Origin of the sequence: Streptomyces sp. NRRL S-378 (assembly GCF_000720645.1) — a bacterium.
Taxonomy (GTDB): domain Bacteria; phylum Actinomycetota; class Actinomycetes; order Streptomycetales; family Streptomycetaceae; genus Streptomyces.
On sequence record NZ_JOBX01000025.1, the window covers coordinates 61,416 to 86,952 of the forward strand.

The 25,537-nt window shown below is 72.2% G+C and carries 14 protein-coding genes, 1 tRNA gene and 1 rRNA gene; 5 read left to right on the forward strand and 11 right to left on the reverse strand.

Features of this window, described 5'->3' with window-relative positions; genetic code table 11:
• The first annotated feature begins 60 nt into the window (after positions 1-60).
• Positions 61-4,650: an ATP-dependent helicase gene (locus IH80_RS0119375; protein ID WP_030962003.1), complete on the forward strand. Its 4,590-nt coding sequence runs from the start codon at positions 61-63 to the stop codon at positions 4,648-4,650.
• Here the strand turns inward: IH80_RS0119375 and IH80_RS0119380 are convergent, their stop codons facing one another.
• Positions 4,651-5,358: an NADPH-dependent F420 reductase gene (locus IH80_RS0119380; RefSeq protein WP_030962004.1), complete on the reverse strand. Its 708-nt coding sequence runs from the start codon at positions 5,356-5,358 to the stop codon at positions 4,651-4,653.
• A gap of 740 nt (positions 5,359-6,098) precedes the next feature.
• Here IH80_RS0119380 and IH80_RS0119385 point away from each other — a divergent pair.
• The gene (locus tag IH80_RS0119385) at positions 6,099-6,896 is read left to right on the forward strand and encodes an Fpg/Nei family DNA glycosylase (protein WP_030962005.1); all 798 of its coding nucleotides are present in this window, start codon (positions 6,099-6,101) and stop codon (positions 6,894-6,896) included.
• A 62-nt stretch (positions 6,897-6,958) separates the two neighbouring features.
• The gene (locus IH80_RS0119390; protein ID WP_199819280.1) at positions 6,959-7,729 is read left to right on the forward strand and encodes an SDR family NAD(P)-dependent oxidoreductase; all 771 of its coding nucleotides are present in this window, start codon (positions 6,959-6,961) and stop codon (positions 7,727-7,729) included.
• 431 nt (positions 7,730-8,160) lie between these two features.
• Here the strand turns inward: IH80_RS0119390 and IH80_RS0119395 are convergent, their stop codons facing one another.
• The 8 genes from IH80_RS0119395 to IH80_RS0119430 form a co-directional block, all read right to left on the reverse strand.
• The gene (locus IH80_RS0119395) at positions 8,161-8,538 is read right to left on the reverse strand and encodes a helix-turn-helix domain-containing protein (RefSeq protein ID WP_030962008.1); all 378 of its coding nucleotides are present in this window, start codon (positions 8,536-8,538) and stop codon (positions 8,161-8,163) included.
• 109 nt (positions 8,539-8,647) lie between these two features.
• Positions 8,648-9,127 (reverse strand): CinA family protein, encoded by a 480-nt coding sequence (locus tag IH80_RS0119400; protein WP_030962009.1) that lies wholly within the window; start codon positions 9,125-9,127, stop codon positions 8,648-8,650.
• Between the two features lie 83 nt (positions 9,128-9,210).
• Entirely contained in the window at positions 9,211-9,867 is a 657-nt protein-coding gene (gene pgsA, locus IH80_RS0119405; protein WP_030962010.1) for a CDP-diacylglycerol--glycerol-3-phosphate 3-phosphatidyltransferase, read from the reverse strand.
• Positions 9,864-11,369, reverse strand: coding sequence for a 30S ribosomal protein S12 methylthiotransferase RimO (gene rimO / locus IH80_RS0119410; RefSeq protein ID WP_030962011.1), 1,506 nt, complete (start codon positions 11,367-11,369; stop codon positions 9,864-9,866). Before rimO ends, pgsA begins: the two co-directional genes overlap by 4 nt.
• Positions 11,370-11,495: 126 nt before the next feature.
• The gene (locus IH80_RS0119415; protein WP_030962019.1) at positions 11,496-12,395 is read right to left on the reverse strand and encodes a helix-turn-helix domain-containing protein; all 900 of its coding nucleotides are present in this window, start codon (positions 12,393-12,395) and stop codon (positions 11,496-11,498) included.
• A gap of 220 nt (positions 12,396-12,615) precedes the next feature.
• Positions 12,616-15,405, reverse strand: a complete 2,790-nt coding sequence (locus tag IH80_RS0119420; RefSeq protein WP_030962020.1) for an FtsK/SpoIIIE family DNA translocase — start codon at positions 15,403-15,405, stop codon at positions 12,616-12,618.
• Between the two features lie 115 nt (positions 15,406-15,520).
• On the reverse strand, positions 15,521-16,204 hold the full coding sequence (locus IH80_RS0119425) for a response regulator (protein ID WP_030962021.1): 684 nt from the start codon (positions 16,202-16,204) through the stop codon (positions 15,521-15,523).
• A gap of 275 nt (positions 16,205-16,479) precedes the next feature.
• Positions 16,480-22,005, reverse strand: coding sequence for a HAMP domain-containing protein (locus IH80_RS0119430; protein WP_030962022.1), 5,526 nt, complete (start codon positions 22,003-22,005; stop codon positions 16,480-16,482).
• A gap of 168 nt (positions 22,006-22,173) precedes the next feature.
• On the opposite strand from IH80_RS0119430, the gene IH80_RS0119435 reads away from it, so the two are divergent.
• Complete coding sequence (locus IH80_RS0119435) at positions 22,174-24,759, forward strand: SpoIIE family protein phosphatase (RefSeq protein WP_051809561.1); 2,586 nt, start codon at positions 22,174-22,176, stop codon at positions 24,757-24,759.
• 42 nt (positions 24,760-24,801) lie between these two features.
• The gene (locus tag IH80_RS0119440; protein ID WP_030962025.1) at positions 24,802-25,314 is read left to right on the forward strand and encodes a DinB family protein; all 513 of its coding nucleotides are present in this window, start codon (positions 24,802-24,804) and stop codon (positions 25,312-25,314) included.
• Between the two features lie 45 nt (positions 25,315-25,359).
• Here IH80_RS0119440 and IH80_RS0119445 read toward each other — a convergent pair.
• Together IH80_RS0119445 and rrf are read right to left on the reverse strand one after the other, a co-directional pair.
• Positions 25,360-25,435, reverse strand: a tRNA-Thr gene (locus IH80_RS0119445).
• A 5-nt stretch (positions 25,436-25,440) separates the two neighbouring features.
• Positions 25,441-25,537, reverse strand: a 5S ribosomal RNA gene (gene rrf, locus IH80_RS40915); the annotation flags it as partial.

Genomic DNA, 25,537 nt, shown 5'->3' on the forward strand with positions numbered 1-25,537 from the left:
CGCCGACGCGCGTTTGCCCAGGTCCGGAGCGTTGTCAGTGGCCGGGTGCACGATGGGGGCATGGCAGGCGCTGCGCTCGACTCGTTCTCCCCCGCGACCCGCTCCTGGTTCACGGGGGCCTTCGTCGCGCCCACCAGCGCACAGGAGGGTGCCTGGCGGGCCATCGGGGAGGGTTCGGACGTGCTGGTGGTGGCGCCCACCGGCTCCGGCAAGACACTCGCCGCGTTCCTCGCCGCCCTCGACCGGCTCGCCTCGGCCCCGCCGCCCGCCGAGTCGAAGAAGCGCTGCCGGGTCCTGTACGTGTCGCCCCTGAAGGCCCTGGCCGTCGACGTCGAGCGCAATCTGCGCAGTCCGCTGACGGGGATCCGGCAGGAGTCCGTCCGCCTCGGGCTGCCGGAGCCGGACATCCGGGTGGGGATCCGCTCCGGCGACACCTCCGCGGCGGAGCGGCGGTCGCTGGCCACCCGGCCGCCGGACATCCTCATCACCACTCCCGAGTCCCTGTTCCTGATGCTGACCTCGGCCGCGCGGGAGGCACTGACCGGGATCGAGACGGTGATCGTGGACGAGGTGCACGCCGTCGCCGGGACCAAGCGCGGCGCGCACCTCGCCGTGTCCCTGGAGCGGCTGGACGAGCTGCTGCCGCGTCCGGCGCGCCGGATCGGTCTGTCGGCGACGGTCCGGCCGGTGGACGAGGTCGCCCGGTACCTCGCGCCGCGCGGCAGGGTGGAGATCGTGCAGCCGCCGTCGGCCAAGGAGTTCGACCTCTCGGTGGTCGTCCCGGTGCAGGACATGGGCGAGATGGGCGGCTCCCCCGCGACGGAGGGCCGGGAGGGTGGAGACCGGCCGTCGATCTGGCCGCACGTCGAGGAGCGGATCGCGGATCTGGTGCAGGCGCACCGCTCGACGATCGTGTTCGCCAACTCCCGCCGCCTCGCCGAGCGGCTGTGCAACCGGCTGAACGAGATCGCGTACGAACGGGCCGTCGGCGAGAAGCTGCCCGAGCACGCGTCACCGGCCGAGGTCATGGCCCAGTCGGGCCCGGCCCTGGGCGCCCCGCCGCTGCTGGCCCGGGCGCACCACGGCTCGGTGTCCAAGGAGCAGCGGGCACTGGTGGAGGAGGACCTGAAGGCGGGCCGGCTGCCGGCCGTGGTCGCCACCTCCAGCCTCGAACTGGGCATCGACATGGGTGCGGTGGACCTGGTGGTGCAGGTGGAGTCACCGCCGTCGGTGGCGTCCGGGCTGCAGCGGGTGGGCCGGGCCGGGCACCAGGTGGGCGCGGTCTCCACCGGCGTGGTCTTCCCCAAGTACCGGGGCGACCTGGTCCAGGCGGCCGTGGTCACCGAGCGGATGCGGACGGGGGCGATCGAGTCCCTGCGCATCCCCTCCAACCCCCTCGACGTCCTGGCGCAGCAGCTGGTCGCCATGGTCGCGATGGACACCTGGCAGCTGGACGACCTCCTCGCGCTGGTGCGGCGGGCGGCGCCGTTCGCGGCGCTCCCGGAGTCGGCGTTCACGGCGGTGCTCGACATGCTGGCCGGCCGCTATCCGTCGGACGCCTTCGCCGAACTGCGGCCGCGCGTGGTCTGGGACCGGGTGGCGGGTACGGTCACCGGCCGGCCGGGGGCCCAGCGGCTCGCGGTCACCTCCGGCGGCACCATCCCCGACCGCGGGCTCTTCGGTGTCTTCCTGGCCGGCTCGGACCCGAAGAAGGGCGGCGGGCGGGTCGGCGAGCTCGACGAGGAGATGGTCTACGAGTCCCGTGTCGGGGACGTCTTCACGCTGGGCACCACGTCCTGGCGCATCGAGGACATCACGCGCGACCGGGTCCTGGTCACGCCCGCCCCCGGGGTGCCGGGCCGGCTGCCGTTCTGGAAGGGCGACCAGCTCGGCCGCCCGCTGGAACTGGGGCGCGCGGTCGGCGCGTTCCTGCGCGAGCTCGGCGCCCTCTCCGAGGAGGACGCCCGGCTGCGGCTGGTGGCGGCCGGGCTGGACGCCTGGGCCGCGGACAACGTGCTGGCCTACCTCGCCGAGCAGCGCGAGGCCTGCGGCCACGTTCCGGACGACCGGACCATCGTGGTGGAGCGGTTCCGCGACGAGCTGGGCGACTGGCGGGTCGTGGTCCATTCGCCGTTCGGTGCGCAGGTGCACGCCCCGTGGGCGCTGGCCCTGAGCGCCCGCCTCGCCGAGAAGTACGGCATGGACGCGCAGGTGATGCACGCCGACGACGGCATCGTGCTCCGCCTCCCCGACGCGGACCTGCTGTCCATGGACCTGCTGGACCACGACCCGGCGGGGGCGCCGGCCTTCGAGTTCGACGACGAACAGGCGCCGCTCGGCGCTGCCGACGTCGCCTTCGACCACGGCGACGTCAACCAGATCGTCACCGACCAGGTGGGCGGCTCCGCGCTGTTCGCCTCCCGCTTCCGCGAGTGCGCGGCCCGTGCCCTGCTGCTGCCGCGCCGCAGTCCGGGCCGCCGCACCCCGCTGTGGCAGCAGCGCCAGCGGGCCTCGCAACTGCTCCAGGTGGCGTCGGAGTTCGGTTCCTTCCCGATCGTGCTCGAAGCCGTGCGCGAATGCCTCCAGGACGTCTTCGACGTGCCCGGCCTGACCGAGCTGATGGGTGACATCGAGGCGCGCCGGGTCCGGCTGGTCGAGGTCACGACCCCGGAGCCGTCCCCCTTCGCGCGCTCCCTCCTCTTCGGCTACGTCGCCCAGTTCCTCTACGAGGGCGACTCCCCGCTGGCCGAGCGCAGGGCGGCCGCGCTGTCGCTGGACTCGCGGCTGCTGGCCGAGCTGCTGGGACAGGCGGAGCTGCGCGAGCTCCTCGACGCGCAGGTGCTGGAGGAGCTGGAGCGGGAGCTCCAGTGGCTCACCGAGGACCGGCGGGCGAAGGACGCCGAGTCGGTCGCCGACCTGCTGCGCCTGCTCGGGCCCCTGACGCAGGACCAGCTGACGGCGCGCGGGGCGGATCCGGCCTGGGCGCAGGAGCTCGCCGCGGCGCGCCGCGCCATCCGGGTCCGGATCGGCGGCGCGGACCACTGGGCGGCGATCGAGGACGCGGGGCGGCTGCGGGACGCGCTGGGCACCGCGCTGCCCGTCGGTGTCCCGGAGGCGTTCACCGAGCCGGTCAAGGACCCGCTGGGGGACCTGCTGGCCCGGTACGCCCGCACCCACGGGCCGTTCACCACGGCCGCCGTGGCCACCGCCTTCGGATTGGGCGCGGCGGTGACCGAGGGCGCCCTGCACCGTCTCGCGGCGGCGGGGCGGGTGGTGCAGGGCGAGTTCCACCCGGCCGGCATCGGCCAGGAGTGGTGCGACGCGACGGTGCTGCGCAGGCTCCGCCGCCGCTCCCTCGCCGCGCTCCGCCAGGAGCTGGAGCCGGTCCCGCCGACCTCGCTGGCCACCTTCCTGCCGCAGTGGCAGCACCTGGGCGGGGCGCTGCGCGGCCTCGACGGCCTGGCCCGGGCGGTCGAGCAGCTCCAGGGCGCCCCGGTGCCGGCGTCCGCGCTGGAGCGGCTGATCCTGCCGTCGCGGGTGGCGAACTACTCCCCCGGCCTGCTGGACGAGCTGACCACCACCGGTGAGGTGGTCTGGGCGGGGGCCGGAGCCCTCCCGGGCAAGGACGGCTGGGTGTCGCTCTATCTCGCGGACGCCGCCCCGCTGCTCCTGCCGCCGCCGCACCCGCTGGAGCCGAGCCCGCTCCAGCAGGCCGTCCTGACGGCCCTCTCGGGCGGGTACGGCCTGTTCTTCCGGCAGATCTCGCAGGCGGTGCGCGCCGACTTCCCCGAGGTCTCGGACGTCGCCCTCTCCGAGGCGGTGTGGGATCTGGCCTGGTCGGGCCGGCTCACCAACGACACCCTCGCCCCGCTGCGCTCCTTCCTCGGCTCGGGCCGTACGGCGGGCTCCACGGCCCACCGCGCCCGGCGCACCGTGCCGCGCGGCCGCTACGGCACCCTGAGCGCGACCGTGTCCCGTACCGGCCCGCCCACGGTCTCCGGGCGCTGGTCTCTGCTGCCGTCCCCGGCACCCGACCCGACCCACCGGGCCCACGCCCTGGCCCGCACCCTGCTGGACCGGCACGGAGTGGTGACGCGCGGCGCGGTCGCCGCGGAGGGGGTCGAGGGGGGCTTCAGCGCCGTCTACCGCGTCCTGTCGGCCTTCGAGGACAGCGGCCAGGCCCGCCGGGGCTATGTGGTCGAGGGGCTGGGCGCGGCCCAGTTCGCGATGGACGGCGCGGTGGACCGGCTCCGGGCCGCCGAGCGGACCCCGCCCCCACTGGCGGCGGTGGTGCTGGCCGCCGCGGACCCGGCGAACGCGTACGGCGCGGCCCTGCCCTGGCCCGAACCGCCGGCCGGCGCCACCCACAAGGCGGGCCGCAAGGCGGGCTCCCTGGTGGTCCTGGTGGACGGGGAGCTCACCCTGTACCTGGAGCGCGGCGGCAAGACCCTGCTGGCCTGGCCCGGCCCGGAGGACCCCCGTCTGACGGCTGCGGTCGCCGCTCTGGCCGCGGGCTGCCGGGCGGGCACCCTGCCGGCGCTGACGGTGGAGCGCATCAATGCCGGGGCCGCGCTCACCTCGCCCCTCGGGCCGTCGCTCGAATCCGCCGGTTTCCACGCCACGCCCCGGGGCCTGCGGCTGCGGCAGTGATCAGCGCATCACCTTGATGCCGAAGCGGGCGCCGCCGAGCGCGAACTGGATGGCGCTGTGCAGGTGGGCGTACATCTCCATGCCGCGGGAGCTCGCCAGCGGGCCGAGGTCGAGGATGTCCTGCCAGCCGTAGGACCGCAGCAACTCGGTGACCTGCTCTTTGGCGTCCGCGTGCTCGCCGGCGATGAACATGGTGTGGTCGCCGCCGGCCACGGCCCGCGGGTCGACGACGGTCTCCTGCTCCTGGGTGACGCACGCCTTGACCACCTTGGCCTGCGGCAGCGCGCGCTGGATCCGCTCCCCCAGGCTGTCGTGGTCGACGGGGTCGAGGGCGGGCATCACCCCCCACGGGGTGGGCCACGGGTGGGCCTGCTCGGGGTTGTAGACGTAGGGGACGGCGTAGTCCATCAGGGTCTTGCCGGCCAGGTGGTCCGCGATGCCGGTGAGCACGCCGACCGCGTGAGCCCCGTCGATCCCGTTGACGACGAAGTCGGCGGCCGCGGCGGCGTCGCCGAAGCTGCGCAGTCCGATGCCGGGGTAGTCGGCGAGCCACTGGCCGAAGGGTTCGACGCCCATGAAGTCCGGTTCGGTACGGCCCAGGGTGACCTGGGAGTCGCGGGTGCCGACGTACACCTCGTGCCCGAGGCTGAGCAGCTTGGCGGCGTGCGCGCGGCCGCCCGCGCCGGTGCCGAGGACTGCGATCTTCATGGTGTGCTCCGTTCCTGGTGGCGTCGTCCCCTCCCGAGTGATCCGCACCCCGGAAGGAGCCTGACCCGCCTGACCGGGAAAGCCCGCAGGACCCGCCGACACGCCCCGAACCTGCGGGAGCGCGTCGCCGAGGTGGCCGAGGCGTCGAGCAGGGCCGCCCGGCACGCGCCGCCGAGCGGTTCGCCCCCTACGTGCCCCACTGGGCCGGGGAGCACGCCGACGCCGGCCCGCAGCAGGTCGTCGAGGTGATGACCGACGGCATGATGGCCCGAGGGGGCGAGGGGCGCACCGCCATGGTCGTCGCGTACGAGCTGCACGCTGCCGCCCTGCGCCGCCCGGTGCTGCGCGAGGCCGCGGGCCTGCCCGCCCGGACCACTGCCGAGACCCTGGCCCCCTGCTCGGGCCGACGGCCGCCGCGACAGCGGCCCCCTGAAGACCGGCCTCTGCCTGCACGCGATGAACGCCCCCGTCCCGCCGACCCGCGACGAGATCCTGACCGTCCTCACCCACGCCCACCTGCCCCGGCGACCGTGACGGGGCCCTCCCGTCCCGCGCCGCCGGTCCCGCGCCCTGCGCACCGGAACCGGGCGACCGCCCCGCGGCCGTCGAACGCGGGTGGGCGCACCGCTCCGCCCGGCCTGCGGCAGCACCCAGCCGCCATCCGCCGCAGCGCGGGCCGCCCCGGGCGCGCGTCGCCCGGCGGCGCCCGCGCGGGGGCGCCGCCGGGCGACAATGGGGGCATGCCCGAAGGCGACAGCATCCGGCGCGCGGCGACCCGCCTGCACGCGGTCCTGGCCGGCCGTGAACTGACCCGGAGCGATCTGCGCGTCCCCCGCTTCGCCACCGCGGACCTCACCGGTCGCGTCACCCTCGACGTCACCCCGCGCGGCAAGCACCTCCTCGCCCGCTTCGAGGGCGGCCTCACCCTGCACAGCCACCTCCGCATGGACGGCGCCTGGCACGTCTTCGCCGCCGACGAGAAGTGGCGGGGCGGCCCGGACTACGAGATCCGGGCCGTCCTCGGCACGGCCGAGCACACCGCCGTCGGCTACCGCCTCCCCGTCCTGGAGCTGATCCGCACCGCCGAGGAGGACCGCGCCGTCGGCCACCTCGGACCCGACATCCTCGGGCCGGACTGGGATCCCGCCCGGGCCGCCGCGAACCTCCTCGCCACGCCGGAGCGCCCCCTGGGCGAGGCCCTGCTCGACCAGCGCAACCTCGCCGGGATCGGCAACATCTACAAGGCCGAGCTCTGCTTCCTGGCCCAGGTCACCCCCTGGACTCCGGTCGGCGGGCTCCCCGAGGAGAACCTTCCCCGCCTGGCGTCCGCAGCCCACCGGCTGCTCGTCGCGAACTGCGGTGACGAGCCCGGCCACCGGCGCAACACGACCGGCATCCGCCGACGCGGCCAGGAACTCTTCGTCTACGGCCGCAGCCGCCGCCCCTGCCTGCGCTGCGGCACGCCGGTGCGCGAAGCACCCCAGGACGACCGCCCCACCTACTGGTGCCCTCGCTGCCAGACGGGCCCCACACCCTGAACGGGGCGGGAGGGCCCGCACATCGATTGACTACCCGTCAGATCCGGTCGTACCGTCCCGGCATGCCCACACCCACAGCCTCGTACGACCTCGCCGGCCGCACCGCCCTGGTCACCGGAGCCGCCGGCGGCATCGGCCGCGCCACCGCCGTCCTGCTCGCCGCGGCCGGGGCCCACGTGCACTGCGCGGACCGCGACGAACAGGGGCTGGCCGAGACGGCCGCCCTGGCCGCCGGGGCCGGCGGCGGCGCCACCGTCCACCCCCTCGACGTCACCGACCGGGCCGCGCTCCGGGCGGCCGTCACCGCGGCGGGCCCGCTGGACATCGCCGCCGCCATCGCCGGGATCATGCACACCAGCAGCGTCCTGGAGACGGCCGACGAGGACCTCGACCGGGTCCTGGACGTCAATTTCAAGGGAGTCCTGCGCACCTGCCAGGAGGCCGCTCGCTCCATGATCGCCGCGGGCCGCCCCGGATCGATCGTCACGATGGCCTCCGGCGCCGTGGACGCCGCCCAGCCCGGCCTGCTCTGCTACAGCGCCTCCAAGGCCGCCGTCGTCCAGCTGACCAAGACCCTCGCCACCGAGACCGGCCCGCACGGCATACGGGTCAACGCCGTCGCCCCCGGCTGGATCCGCACCCCGATGACCGACCGGCACGACCCCGGGGTCCAGGCGCAGACCGAGGCGGCCATGGTCCGCATGTCCCCCCTGCGCCGGGTCGGCGAGCCGGAGGACATCGCGCAGGCGGTGCTCTACCTCGCCTCGGACGCCTCGTCCTTCATGACGGGCCAGATCCTGCGTCCGAACGGCGGCGTCTCGATGCCCTGGTAGCCGCGTCGGCAGCGCCGACCTCCCCGGCCGCCCGCGCCGCGCCGTCCCCGGGCTCCGGGCCGTCCCCGTCCCGGGCGTCGCGGCGGGCCCGCCGCCGGACCCTGCGCAGGGGCGCCGGCACGCAGTGCACGGGCAGCAGCCCCAGGCTCCAGCCGCTCACGGCCACCGCGCCCTCCACGGCCCCCGACTCCGCGGGAGCCAGCACCAGCCGGAGCACGGCCCACCACCACAGGGCCCCCACCGTCAGCGCGAGGGCCGACACCGCGGGTATGCGCAGCGATGTCCGCACTGACACCTCCAGGGGCCGGGACCCGGACGGCCCCATCGTCTCGCACGCCCCCCGTGCCCGCACCCAGAACGGCCGGGAGCCCCGCCCGGTGCTCCACGCACCGGCCGGGGCTCCGGCCAAGCTCAAACACGCACGTGCTCGCTCACGCGGCTACTACATTCACCGCTTCCGCAGGCGCCTTGATGGTCACCCGTTCCGGACCGGTGACCGAAGCCATCGAGACCGAATTGAGCATCGGGCGGACCGGTACGCCGACCGGTTCGCTTGCCGCGGCCGACTGTGCCAGCTCGGCGAGCGACAGTTCATCACTGACTTCGCGCATCAGCTCGGACATCCGTACGTCCAACGCGTCGCAGATCGCGGAGAGCAGCTCGGAGGATGCCTCCTTCTGCCCCCGCTCCACCTCGGAGAGATAGCCGAGCGAAACTCGGGCCGACGAGGAGACTTCGCGCAGAGTACGGCCCTGGCGCTGGCGCTGCCGACGCAGCACGTCACCCAGCAGGCGACGGAGCAGAATCATCGGTGGCTCCCTCCTCTGACCGTGTAGCCGCATCCTTCACGCCCCACCGTACCGCCTCGCGCCGCGGCCGTGCGGGGAGCGATGTCGTGTTCACTCAGGGCTGCAAACATCAAATCCCCCCGTTCTGTTCCGTATCCTGCCCCCGCGCATTCTCCCGGAGTTCGTCCGCGAGAAGCTCGAGCACTGTGCGTGCACTCTCCCTACGAATTTCCGCCCGGGAGCCGTTCAACCTCAGCGGGACCGTTTTCCTGCCCGTCGGACCGTCCACGGCGACGAAAACGGTGCCCACGGGCTGCCCGTCCTGCGGCTCGGGACCGGCCACCCCGGTCGTCGCGATTCCCCACGAAGCGCCCATCACCCGGCGCACACCGGCCGCCATCTCAGCCGCCACCTGGGCGTTCACCGCGCCCTCGGCGTCCAGCAGGGCGGCGTCCACACCCAGGACCCGGTGCTTGATCTCCGTCGCGTACGCCGTGACCGAACCGCGGAACGACCGGGAAGCCCCGGGCACGGCCGTGATCTCGGCCGCGACCATGCCGCCGGTCAGGGATTCCGCAACGGCGACGGTCTGGTCACTCTCCGCGAGCAGCTGGAGCGCGTACGCAGCGGCCGTGCGCCCCTCGCTCGCTCCGGCACGCCCCCGCGCCTCCGGAGAATCCCCCGCCCCACCGGTCACCGCGCGGCCCGCTCCGCGGCGATACCCCGGCGGCGCAGCACGATCGCCTGGCGGATGTAGTCCAAACCGGTGACGACGGTCAGCACGACCGCGATCGCCATCACCCAGAAGCGCATCGTCGCCAGCGCACCGGTCAGTGCGAGGACGTACATGCCCACGGCCGTGCCCTGGGCCAGCGTCTTCAGCTTGCCGCCGCGGCTGGCCGGAATCACGCCGTAGCGGATGACCCAGAAGCGCAGCAGCGTGATCCCGAGCTCGCGTCCGAGGATCACCCCGGTCACCCACCACGGGAGGTCGCCCAGCCAGGACAGACAGATCAGCGCCGACCCCATGATCGCCTTGTCGGCGATGGGGTCGGCGATCTTGCCGAAGTCCGTGACCAGGTTGTACGTCCGGGCCAGGTGCCCGTCGAAGATGTCCGTGATCATGGCGACGGCGAACGCCGCCCAGGCCCAGGCCCGCCACGCCGGGTCGTACCCGCCGTCGGCGAGCAGCAGCAGGACGAATCCCGGCACCAGCACGAGCCGGATCATCGTCAGGATGTTGGCGATGTTCCACAGGCTGGCCTGATCGACCGCCGCGGCCCCCAGCTTCGCGCCGGGCACGGGCCGGCGGCCGGTCCCGCCCGCCGCAGATGCCGGGACACCGGTCATCCGGCCGCCTCCTCAAAGTCGATGTCCAGGGGCTCGGCCACCAGGTCCACTCCCAGGGTGCCGACGACCTTCGCCGTGACGATACGCCCGGGCACCAGGCCCGTGCCGTCCGTGAAGACGACCTGGCCGTCGGTTTCGGGGGCCTGGTGCGCGGCGCGCCCGTAGGCTCCCTCGCCCTCCTCGGCCTCGTCGAAGGGGACGACCGTCTCCACGAGCACTTCCAGGGTCTCGCCGATTCGCTCTTCCGCACGCTGGGCGGTGAGCTCCTCGGCGAGCCGCTGCATGTGCGCGAGGCGCTCGGCGATCGTGTCCTCGTCCAGCTTGTTCTCGTAGGTGACGGCCTCGGTGCCGTCCTCGTCGGAGTAGCCGAAGACACCGATCGCGTCCAGGCGCGCGTGGGTGAGGAAACGCTCCAGCTCGGCGAAGTCGGCTTCGGTCTCGCCGGGGAAGCCGACGATGAAGTTCGAGCGGACGCCGGCCTGCGGGGCCTTGGAGCGGATGGTGTCCAGCAGCTCCAGGAAGCGGTCGGTGTCGCCGAAGCGGCGCATGGCGCGCAGCACGTCGGGGGCCGAGTGCTGGAAGGACAGGTCGAAGTACGGCACGACCTTGGGCGTCGAGGTCAGCACGTCGATCAGGCCCGGGCGCATCTCGGCGGGCTGGAGGTAGCTGACGCGGACGCGCTCGATGCCGTCGACGGCGGCGAGCTCGGGCAGCAGGGTCTCCAGCAGCCGGATGTCGCCGAGGTCCTTGCCGTACGAGGTGTTGTTCTCGGAGACCAGCATGATCTCCTTGACGCCCTGCTCGGCGAGCCAGCGGGTCTCGCCCAGCACGTCGCTGGGGCGGCGGGAGATGAAGGACCCGCGGAAGGACGGGATGGCGCAGAAGGAGCAGCGGCGGTCGCAGCCGGAGGCCAGCTTGACCGAGGCCACCGGACTCTTGTCCAGGCGGCGGCGCAGCGGGGCGCGCGGGCCCGAGGCGGGCGCGACGCCCTCCGGCAGGTCCGCGGGGGCCTCTGCGGGCTCCTCGGCGGGCGCCTGGGCGTGCCCGGGGAGGGCGACGTCGGCGGCCTGGCGGGCTGCGGGGCTGATGGGCAGCAGCTGGCGGCGGTCGCGGGGGGTGTGGGCTTCGACACTGCCGCCGCTGAGGATGACCTGGAGGCGGTTGGAGATGTCGGCGTAGTCGTCGAAACCGAGGACCCCGTCGGCCTCGGGAAGGGCTTCGGCGAGCTCCTTGCCGTAGCGCTCGGCCATGCAGCCGACGGCGACGACGGCCTGGGTCTTGCCGTGATCCTTGAGATCGTTGGCTTCCAGCAGGGCGTCTACGGAGTCCTTCTTGGCGGCTTCGACGAAGCCACAGGTGTTGACGACGGCTACGTCCGCGTCGGCGGCGTCCTCGACGAGCTCCCAGCCATCCGCCGCCAAGCGGCCTGCGAGCTCCTCCGAGTCCACCTCGTTACGGGCGCAGCCAAGAGTGACAAGGGCGACGGTACGGCGTTCGGGCATGGACTCAAGACTACTTCGTCCCGGCGCGGGCCCCGGCCGCGCGTCCCCGCACACCAAGATCCCCGGGGTGCTCGCAGCACCCCGGGGATCCCGGATCACGCTTTCCGCCTGGGGACGGCCCCTCGGTCAGCCCGCCTGCGGCTGATCCCGGGAGGGGTCCTCCTTGGTGTATGTGAGACGTTCCACCTGACCCGGCTGGAAGTCGTCCTTGATCTCCTTGCCGTTCACGAACAGCTTCACGGCTCCGGCGTCGCCGAGCACGAGGTCGACGGACTCCTTGTCCGTGAAGGTCTTCGACTCGCCCTGCACGAGGGTGCCGTCGAAGAGGAGCCGGCCCGTGGAGTCCTTTGCGGAGATCCAGCTCTCGCCCGTGTCGGCCGTCAGGACGACCGTGACGAGGTCCTTGGGCGCGGCGGCGATGGCACTGTCCGAGGGCTCCGGCTTGGCGGCCTGCGGGGGTGCCTGCGAGGGCTGGGCGGGCGTCTTGCCGCCGGTCTGCTTGGGTGCGGGCTTGGGGGAGGCGGAACCTTCCGCCATCGGGCGCTTTTCCTTCTCGTCGCCGCCGCTGAAGGCGGTGAAGGCCACGAAGCCGATCACGGCGACGATGGCGGCGACCATGGCGGCGGTCCAGTTGGGCCGCTGCCGCTCGGGGCGGATCCGCTCGGCCTCGAACATCGGCGCGGCGGGGGTGGGTGCCGGCCGGCCGCCGTGGGCCGCGTCGTAGCTCTCGACCAGGGGTGCCGGGTCGAGGTGGACGGCGCGGGCGAGCGTACGGATGTGACCGCGGGCGTAGACGTCGCCGCCGCACCGCGTGAAGTCGTCCTCTTCGATCGCGTGCACGATCGGGATGCGCACGCGGGTGATGGAACTGACCTCGTCGACTGTGAGCCCGGCGGCGATCCGGGCCTTCTTGAGGGCCGTCCCGATGGACGGTTCTTCGACGGAACGTTCGACGAGACGGTCCTCGGACCGGTCGTCGGTCGAAGGCCGCTCTTCTTCGGGGGAGTTGGAGTTGCCGATGGACACAAGGGCGCCTTTCGAGCGTGTAGCCACCTGCTGGATGTCCAGTCTAGGGGGGGTACGAAAGGGTGGAGCAACCGGAGGGTGCTCTTCCTACGCCATCCGAATGGCGCGGGAAGGTCCCCTCCGGCGTGGCGGTCCGACGCCGTACGCGATGTCGTGCGCGGTGCCGCCACTTCTCTTCAACTTGACGCGGGCCCAAGGGAAACGGTTGCCCGCCGAACGGCTACGAATCAGTCTCGCCGCGGATGACCGCGAGCACCCCGTCCAGCTCGTCGGCCTTGAGCAGGACGTCGCGCGCCTTCGAACCCTCGCTCGGGCCGACGATGCCCCGCGACTCCATGAGGTCCATGAGCCGCCCGGCCTTCGCGAAGCCCACCCGCAGCTTGCGCTGGAGCATCGAGGTGGAGCCGAACTGCGTGGTGACGACCAGCTCGGCCGCCTGGCACAGCAGGTCCAGGTCGTCGCCGATCTCCTCGTCGATCTCCTTCTTCTGCTTCTGCCCCACGGTGACGTCGTCCCGGAAGACCGGCGCCATCTGGTCCTTGCAGTGCTTGACGATCCCGGCGATCTCGTCCTCGGTGACGAAGGCGCCCTGGAGGCGGACGGGCTTGTTCGCGCCCATCGGGAGGAACAGCCCGTCGCCCTTGCCGATGAGCTTCTCGGCGCCGGGCTGGTCGAGGATGACCCGGCTGTCGGCGAGCGAGGACGTGGCGAACGCGAGCCGCGAGGGCACGTTCGCCTTGATCAGCCCGGTGACCACGTCCACCGAGGGCCGCTGGGTGGCGAGCACCAGGTGGATGCCGGCGGCGCGGGCCAGCTGGGTGATGCGGACGATGGAGTCCTCGACGTCCCGCGGGGCCACCATCATCAGGTCGGCCAGCTCATCGACGATCACGAGGAGGTACGGGTAGGGGTTGAGCTCGCGCTCGCTGCCCGGCGGGAGTTTGATCTTCCCGTCCCGGATGGCCTGGTTGAAGTCGTCGATGTGCCGGTAGCCGAAGGCCGCCAGGTCGTCGTAGCGCAGGTCCATCTCGCGCACGACCCACTGGAGCGCCTCGGCGGCCCGCTTGGGGTTGGTGATGATCGGCGTGATCAGGTGCGGGATGCCCTCGTACGCCGTGAGCTCGACCCGCTTGGGGTCGACGAGGACCATCCGGACGTCCTCCGGGGTGGCCCGGACCATGATCGAGGTGATCAGGCAGTTGATGCAGGAGGACTTGCCGGAGCCGGTGGCGCCGGCGACCAGCACGTGCGGCATCTTGGCGAGGTTGGCCATGACGTAGCCGCCCTCGACGTCCTTGCCGAGCGCGACCAGCATGGGGTGGTCGTCCTCGGCCGCGTCCGCGAGGCGCAGGACGTCGCCCAGGTTGACCATCTCGCGGTCGGTGTTGGGGATCTCGATGCCGACCGCCGACTTGCCCGGGATCGGGCTGATGATCCGCACGTCGGGGCTGGCCACGGCGTAGGCGATGTTCTTGGTCAGGGCGGTGATCCGCTCGACCTTCACGGCCGCGCCGAGGGTGACCTCGTAGCGGGTGACCGTCGGGCCCCGGGTGAAGCCGGTGACGTCGGCGTCGACCTTGAACTCGGTGAACACGTTGCGCAGGGAGGCGACCACGGCGTCGTTGGCGGCGCTGCGGGTCTTGCCGGGCCCGCCCTTCACCAGCAGGTCCAGCGAGGGCAGGGAGTACGTGATGTCCCCGCGCAGCTGGAGCTGCTCGGCGCGCGGCGGCAGCGGCTGGGCCTCCGGCGCGGCCTTCGTCAGGTCGGGCACCGCCAGCGTCCCGGAGGCCGCGGCGGTGGTGGCGTGCGGCTGCTCAGCGGGCTCCTCCGCGGGCATGGCGGGTGCGGCCGGCCTGGCCGGCGCTGCCGAGCGCTCGCCGCGGGCGGTCGGCACCGGCGTGGTGAGCTCCGCTCCGTCCCGCTCGGGAGTGATCCCGTGGGTGAGGTCGGCGACGACCGGGGAGGGCGGCATGCCGCCGTAGACCACCCCGTCCAGCGCCGCGGCGGCCGCCGCGGCCACGTCGACGGCGTCCATCTCCCGGTCGATCGCCGGTCGGGCGGCGGTCCTGCGCGGCCGGCGCCGGCGGGCCAGGGCCTCCTCCTCGGCGGCGTCCGCAGGATCACCGGCGACCGCACCGGCCCCGGAACGGGCCCGCCACTGCTGCGGGTCGTGCCGGACGGCGCCGCCCGCGTCCTCGCCGTAGCCCTCGTCGTACTCGTTCGGGGCGATGATCCCGAGCCGGATGCCCAGCCGGCGCAGCCGCTGCGGGATCGCGTTGACCGGGGTCGCGGTGACCACGAGCAGCCCGAAGACGGTGAGCAGCACCAGCATGGGCACGGCCAGCGGCGCGCCCATGGTGAAGATCAGCGGCTTGGAGGCGCCCCAGCCGATGAGCCCGCCCGCGTTCTGCATGGCGGTGGTGCCCTCGTCGCGGCCGGGCGCCCCGCAGGCGATGTGGACCAGGCCGAGGACGCCGACGACGAGGGCGGACAGCCCGACGCCGATACGGCCGTTGGCGTCGGTCTGTTCGGGGTGGCGGATGAAACGCACCGCCATGACGCCGAGCAGTATCGGCACGAGCAGGTCCAGCCGCCCGAAGGCACCGGTGACCAGCATCGTGACCAGATCCCCGACGGGTCCGCTCAGGTTCGACCAGGTGCCGGCGGCGACGATCAGCGCCAGGGCGAGGAGGAGCAGCGCGAGGCCGTCCTTGCGGTGGGCGGGGTCGAGGTTCCTGGCGCCGTGGCCGATCCCGCGGAAGACCGCGCCGACCGCGTGCGCGCAGCCCAGCCACAGGGCCCGCACCAGTCGCAGCACGCCGCTCGTCGGGGACGGCACGGGCTTGGCCGCGGCCCTCTTGGCCGGGGCGCGCCTGGCGGCCGCGGCCTTCTTCGCCGGTGGCTTGCGTGCGGGGGCCGCCTTCTTGGCGGGCGCCGTCGTACGGCCGGTGCGGCCCTTCGCAGTGCCCGCGGTGCTCGGGGAACCCTTGCCGGACGTACTTGAGGCCATGGGGCCGAGGTTACCGGTGCGCGTGCCGGTGGACACGCGTGCCCACCCCTTCACCCGTTCGTGTCGTCGCCGGGGTAGGCACTTTGACGCTCCGCCAAGCCGGACGCGTGCGCGGTCAGTTCTGCGAGGGGAGCGCCGGAGCCCCGCCGGCGCTCCCGGGCTCCAGTGCGTCGAGTGCCCGCCGCAGCCCGGTGAGTTTGCGTTCCAGATGGGCCGCGGTCGCCACGACGCCGGCGTCGGCCGCGTCCTCGCCGAGCTGCTTGGTCAGCGCCTCGGCCTGCTCCTCGACGGCCGCGAGCCGCGCGGACAGCTCGGCCAGCAGGCCCGCCGTTTCCTTGCCGGCGTCCACGCCGTTCGAGCCGCCGCCCTCCAGCTGGAGCCTCAGCAGGGCCGCCTGCTCCCGCAGTTGGCAGTTCTTCGTATACAGCTCCACGAAGACGGAGACCTTCGCCCGCAGCACCCACGGGTCGAAGGGTTTGGAGATGTAGTCGACCGCACCCGCCGCGTAACCGCGGAAGGTGTGGTGCGGGCCGTGGTTGATCGCGGTGAGGAAGATGATCGGAATGTCCCGGGTCCGTTCGCGCCGCTTGATGTGCGCGGCCGTCTCGAACCCGTCCATGCCCGGCATCTGGACGTCCAGCAGAATGACCGCGAAATCGTCCGTGAGCAGCGCTTTGAGCGCCTCCTCCCCCGACGACGCCCGGACCAGTGTCTGATCGAGCGCGGAGAGGATGGCCTCCAACGCCAGCAGATTCTCCGGCCGGTCGTCGACCAGGAGGATCTTGGCCTTCTGCACCATGCCCTGTCCTCCTCGCCCCGGCACGGGGCCTCCCCGGCTCCTGGCACCGGCCTGTGCGCCGGGCCCCGCCCCAGAGAACGACACCCGTGCGCCGTCCGTCCTTGTGCCGGTCATCGTAGCCCCAGTCCCGAGATCGCCACACCCTGTCACCAAGATGTCACTGTGCACGAAGCAGAAACGTGGTGGGAGAGCAGAAGGTTCCCCGTTCACCTCTGTTCCACACGCCGCGGGCACAGTGCGTCAGCGGCCGGTTCCCTTGCGCCTTCCCACCTGTCTCACTTGCCCCGCATCCACTGCTCCATCACCGACAGCAGGTAGTCCGGGTCGACCGGCTTGGTGACGTAGTCGGAGGCGCCGGAGTCGATCGCCTTCTCCCGGTCCCCCTTCATCGCCTTCGCCGTCAGCGCGATGATCGGCAGGCCGGCGAACTGTGGCATCCGCCGGATCGCCGAGGTCGTGGCGTACCCGTCCATCTCGGGCATCATGATGTCCATCAGCACGACCTTCACGTCGTCGTGCTGCTCCAGGACCTCGATGCCCTCCCGGCCGTTCTCCGCGTACAGCACCGCCAGTCCGTGCTGTTCCAGCACGCTGGTGAGCGCGAAGACGTTGCGGACGTCGTCGTCCACGATGAGCACCCGCTCGCCGCGGAAGTCGTACGTCCGGGCCGCCGTCGGCAGCTCCTCCTCCGCGGCGTCCCAGGCGTCCCCGGCCCCCTCCGCGCCCGGCTGCCCGGGTACCGCCGTACGCGGCTCCAGGTCGCTCAGCGCCTTGCGCCGCCGCCGGAACAGCCCGGTCCCGCCGCCCTGTCCGGCAGCTGCCGCCGGTGGTACGGACCGCGCGGGCTGCGGCTGCGCCGCCGGAGCGGCCGCGGGCCCGGCCGGCAGCACCGGCAGTCCGGGCCGGGCCCCGTCCAGGGACCGGCGGTACAGCTCGCCGCGGGCGCCTCCCGGCGTGGGCGGCGCGTACCCCTGCGGCGGCAGCTCGCTCGGGTGCAGCGGCAGGTACAGCGTGAAGGTGGAGCCACGGCCGGGCTCGCTCGCCGCGTGGATCTCGCCGCCCAGCAGCCGGGCGATCTCCCGGCTGATGGACAGCCCCAGCCCCGTGCCGCCGTATTTGCGGCTCGTGGTCCCGTCCGCCTGCTTGAAGGCCTCGAAGATCACCAGCATCTTGCTCGCCGCGATCCCGATGCCGGTGTCGGTGACCGAGAAGGCGATCAGGTCCGCGTCCGCCTCCCGCAGCGAACCGGCCTCCAGCAGCTGCTCGCGGATCTCGGCCGGCACGTCGGCACCGGCGGGCCGGATCACCAGCTCCACCGCGCCGGTGTCGGTGAACTTCACCGCGTTCGACAGCAGGTTGCGCAACACCTGCAGCAGCCTCTGCTCGTCGGTGTGCAAGGTGGCGGGCAGCTCGGGGGAGACCCGCACCGAGAAGTCGAGGCCCTTCTCCGCCGTCAGCGGCCGGAAGGTCGCCTCCACGTAGTCCACGAGCTGCACCAGCGCGATCCGGGTCGGTGAGACGTCCATCTTCCCGGCCTCGACCTTCGACAGGTCGAGGATGTCGTTGATCAGCTGGAGCAGGTCACTGCCGGCGCCGTGGATGGTCTCGGCGAACTCCACCTGCTTCGGCGACAGGTTCTCGTCCGCGTTGTCGGCGAGCAGCTTGGCCAGGATCAGCAGTGAGTTGAGCGGGGTGCGCAGCTCGTGCGACATGTTCGCCAGGAACTCGGACTTGTACCGCATCGAGACCGCGAGCTGCTCGGCACGCTCCTCCAGGACCTGCCGGGCCTCCTCGATCTCGGTGTTCTTCACCTCGATGTCCCGGTTCTGCTGGGCCAGCAGTTCGGCCTTCTCCTCCAGCTCCGCGTTGGCGGCCTGCAGGGCCTTCTGCCGGTTCTCCAGCTCGTCGGAACGCTCGCGCAGCTGCTCGGTCATCTCCTGCGACTGCTTCAGCAGCATCTCCGTCTTGGAGTTGACGCTGATGGTGTTGACGCTCGTACCGATCATCTCGGCGATCTGGCTGAGGAAGTCCTTCTGGATCTGCGTGAAGCCCGTGAAGGAGGCCAGCTCGATGACGCCGAGGACCTTCCCCTCGAAGAGCACCGGCAGCACGATCACGTGCGCCGGCGGGGCCTCGCCGAGGCCCGAGGAGATCTTCAGGTAGCCGGGCGGGGTGTTCTCGACGAGGATCGTCCGCTTCTCCTCGGCGACCGCCCCGATCAGCCCCTCCCCCGGCCGGAAGGAGATGGGCATCTGACCGCCGGCGTACGCGTAGCTCCCGCGCATCCGCAGCTCGTACGAGCCCTCCGCGCCCCCGTCCGTCCCGATCTCGGTGGTGCCGCCGACCGGCACCGCCAGGAAGAAGGCACCGTGCTGCGCGGAGACCACCGGGGTCAGCTCGCTCATGATCAGCGAGGCAACGTCGTCGAGGTCGCGGCGGCCCTGCATCAGCGCCGAGATCCGGGCCAGGTTGCCCTTGAGCCAGTCCTGCTCCTTGTTGGCCAGGGTGGTGTCCCGCAGGTTGACGATCATCGTGTTGATGTTGTCCTGCAGGACCTGGATCTCGCCCGCCGCGTCCACGTCGACCTTCAGGCTGAGGTCGCCGCGGGTCACCGCGGTCGCCACGGCCGCGATCGCACGCACCTGCCGGGTGAGGTTGCCGGCCATCTCGTTCACGGACTCGGTCAGGTCCCGCCAGGTGCCGTCGACGTCCCGGACCCGGGCCTGGCCGCCCAGGATGCCCTCGGTGCCCACCTCGCGGGCCACCCGCGTCACCTGGTCGGCGAAGGAGGACAGCTGGTCGACCATCGTGTTGATGGTGGTCTTGAGTTCCAGGATCTCGCCACGGGCGTCGATGTCGATCTTCTTGGTCATGTCGCCCTTGGCGATGGCGGTCGTGACCATGGCGATCTGCCGCACCTGCCCGGTGAGGTTGGAAGCCATGAAGTTCACCGAATCGGTGAGGTCCTTCCAGGTCCCCGACACCCCTGGCACGTGCGCCTGCCCGCCGAGACGGCCCTCCGTGCCCACCTCGCGGGCCACCCGCGTGACCTCGTCGGCGAAGGACGACAGGGTCTTGACCATCGTGTTGACGGTGTCGGCGAGCTGCGCGACCTCGCCGCGCGCCTCGACGGTGACCTTCTTCGTCAGGTCGCCGTTGGCGACTGCCGCCGAGACCTGGGCGATCCCGCGCACCTGGGCCGTCAGGTTCCCGGCCATCGTGTTGACGTTGTCGCTGAGGTCCTTCCAGATGCCGGTGACCCCGCGGACCCGGGCCTGGCCGCCGAGGATGCCCTCGGTGCCCACCTCTCGGGCCACCCGGGTCACCTGCTCGGCGAAGGAGGACAGCTGGTCCACCATCGTGTTGACGGTCGTGACGAGTTCGAGGATCTCGCCCTTGGCGTCGACGGTGATCTTCTTCGAGAGGTCGCCCATCGCGACAGCCGTCGTGACCTCGGCGATGTTGCGCACCTGTGAGGTCAGGTTGTTCGCCATGAAGTTGACGGACTGGGTGAGGTCCTTCCAGGTGCCGGAGACACCCTTGACCTCGGCCTGACCGCCGAGGATGCCCTCCGTGCCCACCTCCCGGGCCACCCGGGTCACCTGCTCGGCGAAGTTCGAGAGCTGGTCGACCATCGTGTTGAGGGTGTTCTTCAGCTCCAGGATCTCGCCCCGGGCGTCCACGTCGATCTTCTGCGACAGGTCACCGCGCGCCACCGCGGTGGCGACCTGGGCGATGTTGCGCACCTGCGAGGTCAGGTTCCCGGCCATGCCGTTCACCGAATCCGTCAGGTCGCGCCAGACGCCGGCCACGCCGGGCACCTGCGCCTGACCGCCGAGGCGGCCCTCCGTACCCACGTCCCGGGCCACCCGGGTCACCTGCTCCGCGAAGGCGGACAGCTGGTCGACCATCGTGTTGATGGTGTTCTTCAGCTCCAGGATCTCGCCCCGGGCGTCCACGTCGATCTTCTGCGACAGGTCACCGCGCGCCACCGCCGTGGTCACCTGGGCGATCTGACGCACCTGCGAGGTCAGGTTCCCGGCCATGAAGTTGACGGAGTCGGTGAGCTCCTTCCAGGTGCCCGAGACCCCCTCGACCCGGGCCTGGCCGCCGAGGCGGCCCTCCGTACCCACGTCCCGCGCCATCCGCGTGACCTGGTCGGCGAAGGACGACAGCTGGTCGACCATCGTGTTGACGGTGTTCTTCAGCTGGAGCATCTCGCCGGAGACGTCCACCGTGACCTTCTGCGACAGGTCGCCGTTGGCCACCGCCGTCGTCACCTGCGCGATGTTGCGGACCTGCCCGGTGAGGTTGCGGAAGGCGGTGTTCACCGAGTCGGTGAGGTCCTTCCACGTCCCCGCCGCCCCCGGAACCTGCGCCTGCCCGCCCAGCTCGCCCTCGACGCCGACCTCACGGGCCACCCGCGTCACTTCCGCACCGAAGGACTGGAGCTGGTCGACCATCGTGTTGACGGTGTTCTTCAGCTCCAGCATCTCGCCGGCCACGTCGACCGTGACCTTCTGCGACAGGTCGCCGTTGGCCACCGCCGTCGTCACCTGCGCGATGTCCCGCACCTGGGTGGTGAGGTTGCGGAAGACCGTGTTCACCGAGTCGGTGAGGTCCTTCCAGGTCCCCGCCGCCCCCGGAACCTGCGCCTGCCCGCCGAGCAGGCCCTTGGCGCCGACCTCGCTCGCCACCCGCGTGACCTCGTCCGCGAAGGTCCGCAGCGTCTCGGTCATCTGGTTGATCGTTTCGGCCAGCTGCGCGACCTCGCCGCGCGCGCTGACCCGTACCTTCTGCGACAGGTCGCCGTTGGCGACCGCCGTCGTCACCTGCGCGATCCCGCGCACCTGGGCCGTCAGGTTCCCGGCCATCGTGTTGACGGAGTCGGTCAGGTCCTTCCACACACCCGCGACCCCGGGCACCTTGGCCTGGCCGCCCAGCTCGCCCTCCGTACCCACCTCGCGGGCGACCCTGGTCACCTCGGAGGAGAAGGACGACAGCTGGTCCACCATCGTGTTCACGGTGTTCTTCAGCTGGAGCATCTCGCCGGCCACGTGCACGGTGACCTTGCGCGACAGGTCGCCCTTCGCGACCGCCGTCGTGACGAGAGCGATGTCACGCACCTGCGCGGTGAGCCGGTACGCCATCGTGTTGACGGAGTCGGTCAGGTCCTTCCAGGAACCGGACATTCCGCGCACCTGGGCCTGGCCGCCGAGTTTGCCCTCGGTACCCACCTCCAGAGCCACGCGCGTCACCTCGTCGGTGAACGCGGACAGCTGGTCGACCAGGTTGTTGACCGTACGCCCGACCTTCAGGAACTCGCCGCGCAGCGGATGCCCGACCCCGTCGGCCGCCTGCGTCCGCAGGTCCATCCGCTGGTCGAGGTCGCCCTCGGCCACCGCCGACAGCACCCGTCCCACCTCGGACACCGGCCGGGCCAGGTCGTCGACCAGCTGGTTCGAGGCGTCGATCGCGGCCGCCCAGGAGCCCTCGCAGGCACCCGTTTCCAGCCGTTCGCTGAGCTTGCCCTCACGGCCCACCATCCGCCGGACCCGGGACAGCTCCCCGGTCAGGTGGAGGTTGCGGTCGGCGACCTCGTTGTAGACGGCGGCGATCTCCGCCATCACGCCCTCGCCGGACACCGTCAACCGCTTGCGGAAGTTTCCGTCCCGCATCGACACCAGGGCCGTGAGCAGCCTGTTCAGCGCGGCGGTATCGACCTCTGTCGTGCCGCCGCGCCGGGACCGCCCGCCCTTCGGCCGCGTTCCCGTACGCCGCACCACTGCGCCAGACTCCACCGTGTCCCTCCCGAAAGGGTCGACCGCTGTTCCACCGGACACCTGACTCGTCACAAGCCGGCACTGCAAGCCTGCCCAGTGTTTCACCCTGGCCGAACCAGGCCATAACACTTCGGCACCATCGCACACCGGCCGTACCCTGCGGGTGGATTCCCGGACGACGGCACCATGCCGTCCGCGAAGGTAAGTAACCTGGCAACCGATGTCCAACCGCGTCGAAGGAGATTCGTGATCACGGCACGGGCGGCTGCCAGCTTCGACCCTCTCGGGCGCTCGGTCGCCGCCGCTCGCGCGTTCGTCCGCGACACCCTGCAGGGCTGGGGCTTCGCGGACATCGTCGACGACGCGGTGGTCCTCACCAGCGAACTCGTCACCAATGCCGTGGTCCACGCCGGAACCAAGGCCGAGGTCCTCTGCCTGCGCACCGAGGACGGCGTACGGGTCGAGGTCGCCGACCGCTACCCTGAGCGCGAGCTGCCGCTGCGGCACCCGGGCGAGCGGCCGTACGCCGACCCCGACCGCGAGAACGGCCGCGGACTGATGCTCTGCGCCGCACTGGCCACCCGCTGGGGCGTGGAGTACACCGCCACCCACAAACACGTGTGGTTCCGCCTCGATCTGCCAGACCGGCCGGTCGGTACCCGCTCCGCGGGCCCCGTCGTCCCCGACCGGCTGCTCCCCCTCGCCGACAGCCGGGTCCGCGTCGCCGTCCTCCAGGTCGACTCGGCCGACGTCGTCTCCGCCTGGAACGAGGACGCCGAGCACATCTTCGGCCACCCCGCCGAGAAGGCGGTGGGCCGCCCGCTCGCGGAGCTCGCCGCATGGCCGCAGACCCCGGGCACCGGTACCGGCATCGCCGAGGCCCTGCGCCTCTCACGCTGGGAGGGCAGCTACGGCGTCCGCGGCGCCGACGGCCGCGTCATCCCGGTCTACGCCTCACACCTGCGGGTCCGCGACGCCCACGGCGAACCGTCCACCGTCTGTCTCCTCGTCCACGACGACGAGCGCGCCCTGCTGCAGAGCCCCGTACGGGTGCCTTCCACGGACGGCGGCCACTTCGCAGAGCCCCGCGCCGCCGACCCGTTCGAGGTCTTCATCGGCTCACCCGCCCCCGACGACCTCGACGGCCTGCTCCAGCGCACCGTCGAGCGCGCCCGCGACCTCCTCGACGCCGACGCCGCCTTCCTGCTGCTCGCCACCGACGACGAGACCGAGCTGGAGGTCCGCGCCACCACCGGCCTGCCCTCCACCCGCCAGCGCTTCGCCCGCGTCCCCGTCGAGGCCGGCACCAACCGCTACGGCTCCGCCCGCATGCCCGCCGTCCACGACGACCTCGTGGCCGTCCCCGGGGCCGTTCCGCTGCTCGACGCCACCGGCATGCGCTCCGCGGTCACGGTCCCCCTCAAGGTCGAGGGACGCCTCACCGGCTCCCTCGGCGTCGCCGCCGAGGGCCCCGGCCGCTACTCCAACGAGGAGGCGCTGCACCTGCAGTTCGCGGCCGACCGCATCGCCCTGGCCGTGGAGTCCGCCCGCCTCGGCGAGCTGGAGCGGCTGCGCCGAGGGTCCCTGTCCTTCCTCGTCGAGGCGTCCGACCTGCTGGCGGGCACCCTGGACCGGGACCAGACCCTGGCCCTCATGGCCCAGATGACGGTCCCGACGCTCGCGACATGGTGCGCCGTCTACACGATCGCCGACCAGTCCTCGGATCCGTACCTCAGTTACGTCCTCCACGAGGACGAGGACCGCATCGACGGCCTGAAGGCCTTGCTGTCCCGGGTCAGTCCGCCCGAACCGGTCCGCGAGGCCGGCGCCCGACCGTGGTCCGAGGCCGCCCTCGCGGTCGGCGGCGAGACGGTGGTCCTGCCGCTCCTCGCCCGCAACCGCGTCATCGGCATGCTGACCCTCGGCAAGCCGAGGGAGGAGCACTTCCGCCAGGAGATCCTCGAACTGGCCGAGGACCTCTCCCGCCGTGCCGCCCTCGCTCTGGACAATGCCCGCCTCTACTCCGAGCGCACCGCGATCAGCCGCTCCCTGCAGCGCAGCCTGCTGCCGCCCGGCTCCCCCGCCATCCCCGGGATGGAGGTCGAGGTGATCTACCGCGCGGCCGGCGAGGGCAACGAGGTGGGCGGCGACTTCTACGACGTCTTCCCGATCCGCGACGGCGCGTACGGCTTCGCGATCGGCGACGTCTGCGGTACGGGCCCGGAGGCGGCCGCCGTGACCGGCCTGGCCCGGCACGCGCTGCGGCTGCTGGCCCGCGAGGGTCTCGGCGGCCCGGCCGTCCTGGAACGCCTCAACGCGGCCATCCTCGACGAGGGCGCCCGCAGCCGCTTCCTCACCCTCCTCTACGGGGAGCTCCACCCGCAGCCGGACGGCGGCGCCCTGATGAAGGTCGTCTGCGCGGGCCATCCGCTCCCGCTGCGGCTGCGTCCGAACGGCATGGTCGACGCGGCCGCGGAACCTCAGCCCCTGCTGGGTGTGATCGAGGACCTGGAGCTGTACGAGCAGACCGTCACCCTCGACCCGGGCGATGTCCTGCTGTGCGTCACGGACGGCGTGACCGAGCGGCGCGAAGGCAGCCGGATGCTCGGCGACGACGGCCTCACGGAGGTCCTCACGACCTGTACGGGCCTGACCGCCGGCGCGGTCGCCTCCCGTGTCCTGCGGGCGGTGGAACGCTTCGCGGCGGAGCCCGCCTCGGACGACATGGCGATTCTGGCGTTCCGCGTCCCCCACCCGCGGGCGGGCGATTAATCGCGGTGCGGGCGGGGACCGGCTGGGCTAGCCTCGGCGCCCATGCAGACTCCCCGCACACGCCCCGATTACACCGCCGACGAACGTACTCAGCTCCTGGGCTGGCTCGACATGCAGCGCTCGATCATCCGCTGGAAGTGCGAAGGGCTCTCAAATGAGGACGCCCACCGCCCGGTCCTGCCGTCCTCTCCGCTGATGACGGCCGCGGGTCTCGTCTCCCACATGCGGTGGGTCGAGCACTGCTGGTTCGAGGTGATGCTGCTGGACCGGCCCACCGACACCAATCCCCAGTTCGGGGACGTGGAGGACGCGGACATGCAGGCCGACGGCGTCCCCCTCGAGCGGCTCCTGGAGGAGTACGACCGCCAGTGCGCGGTGTCCAACGAGATCGTGGCTTCGCTCTCTCTGGACGACACGGGCCGCAACACGGAGTTCAAGGCCGGTGCCGCGTCGGTGCGCTGGGTGCTGCTCCACATGATCGAGGAGACCGCCCGCCACGCCGGCCACATGGACGCGATACGCGAGCTGCTGGACGGCGGTAAGGGCTACTACTGACCTGAACGCAAAAAGGCCCCCGCCACATGGCGGGGGCCTTTTCATTGGAGCCCTTTAACGGAATCGAACCGTTGACCTTCTCCTTACCATGGAGACGCTCTACCGACTGAGCTAAAAGGGCGGGTTGTTCGGCGGCGTCCTACTCTCCCACAGGGTCCCCCCTGCAGTACCATCGGCGCTGAAAGGCTTAGCTTCCGGGTTCGGAATGTAACCGGGCGTTTCC

Bases quoted from the DNA above. Each gene is read 5' to 3' on its own strand.
- IH80_RS0119375 (WP_030962003.1), top strand. From the start codon at position 61: ATGGCAGGCGCTGCGCTCGACTCGTTCTCCCCCGCGACCCGCTCCTGG.
- IH80_RS0119380 (WP_030962004.1), bottom strand. From the start codon at position 5,358: ATGAAGATCGCAGTCCTCGGCACCGGCGCGGGCGGCCGCGCGCACGCC.
- IH80_RS0119385 (WP_030962005.1), top strand. From the start codon at position 6,099: ATGCCCGAAGGCGACAGCATCCGGCGCGCGGCGACCCGCCTGCACGCG.
- IH80_RS0119390 (WP_199819280.1), top strand. From the start codon at position 6,959: ATGCCCACACCCACAGCCTCGTACGACCTCGCCGGCCGCACCGCCCTG.
- IH80_RS0119395 (WP_030962008.1), bottom strand. From the start codon at position 8,538: ATGATTCTGCTCCGTCGCCTGCTGGGTGACGTGCTGCGTCGGCAGCGC.
- pgsA (WP_030962010.1), bottom strand. From the start codon at position 9,867: ATGACCGGTGTCCCGGCATCTGCGGCGGGCGGGACCGGCCGCCGGCCC.
- rimO (WP_030962011.1), bottom strand. From the start codon at position 11,369: ATGCCCGAACGCCGTACCGTCGCCCTTGTCACTCTTGGCTGCGCCCGT.
- IH80_RS0119420 (WP_030962020.1), bottom strand. From the start codon at position 15,405: ATGGCCTCAAGTACGTCCGGCAAGGGTTCCCCGAGCACCGCGGGCACT.
- IH80_RS0119425 (WP_030962021.1), bottom strand. From the start codon at position 16,204: ATGGTGCAGAAGGCCAAGATCCTCCTGGTCGACGACCGGCCGGAGAAT.
- IH80_RS0119435 (WP_051809561.1), top strand. From the start codon at position 22,174: ATGCCGTCCGCGAAGGTAAGTAACCTGGCAACCGATGTCCAACCGCGT.
- IH80_RS0119440 (WP_030962025.1), top strand. From the start codon at position 24,802: ATGCAGACTCCCCGCACACGCCCCGATTACACCGCCGACGAACGTACT.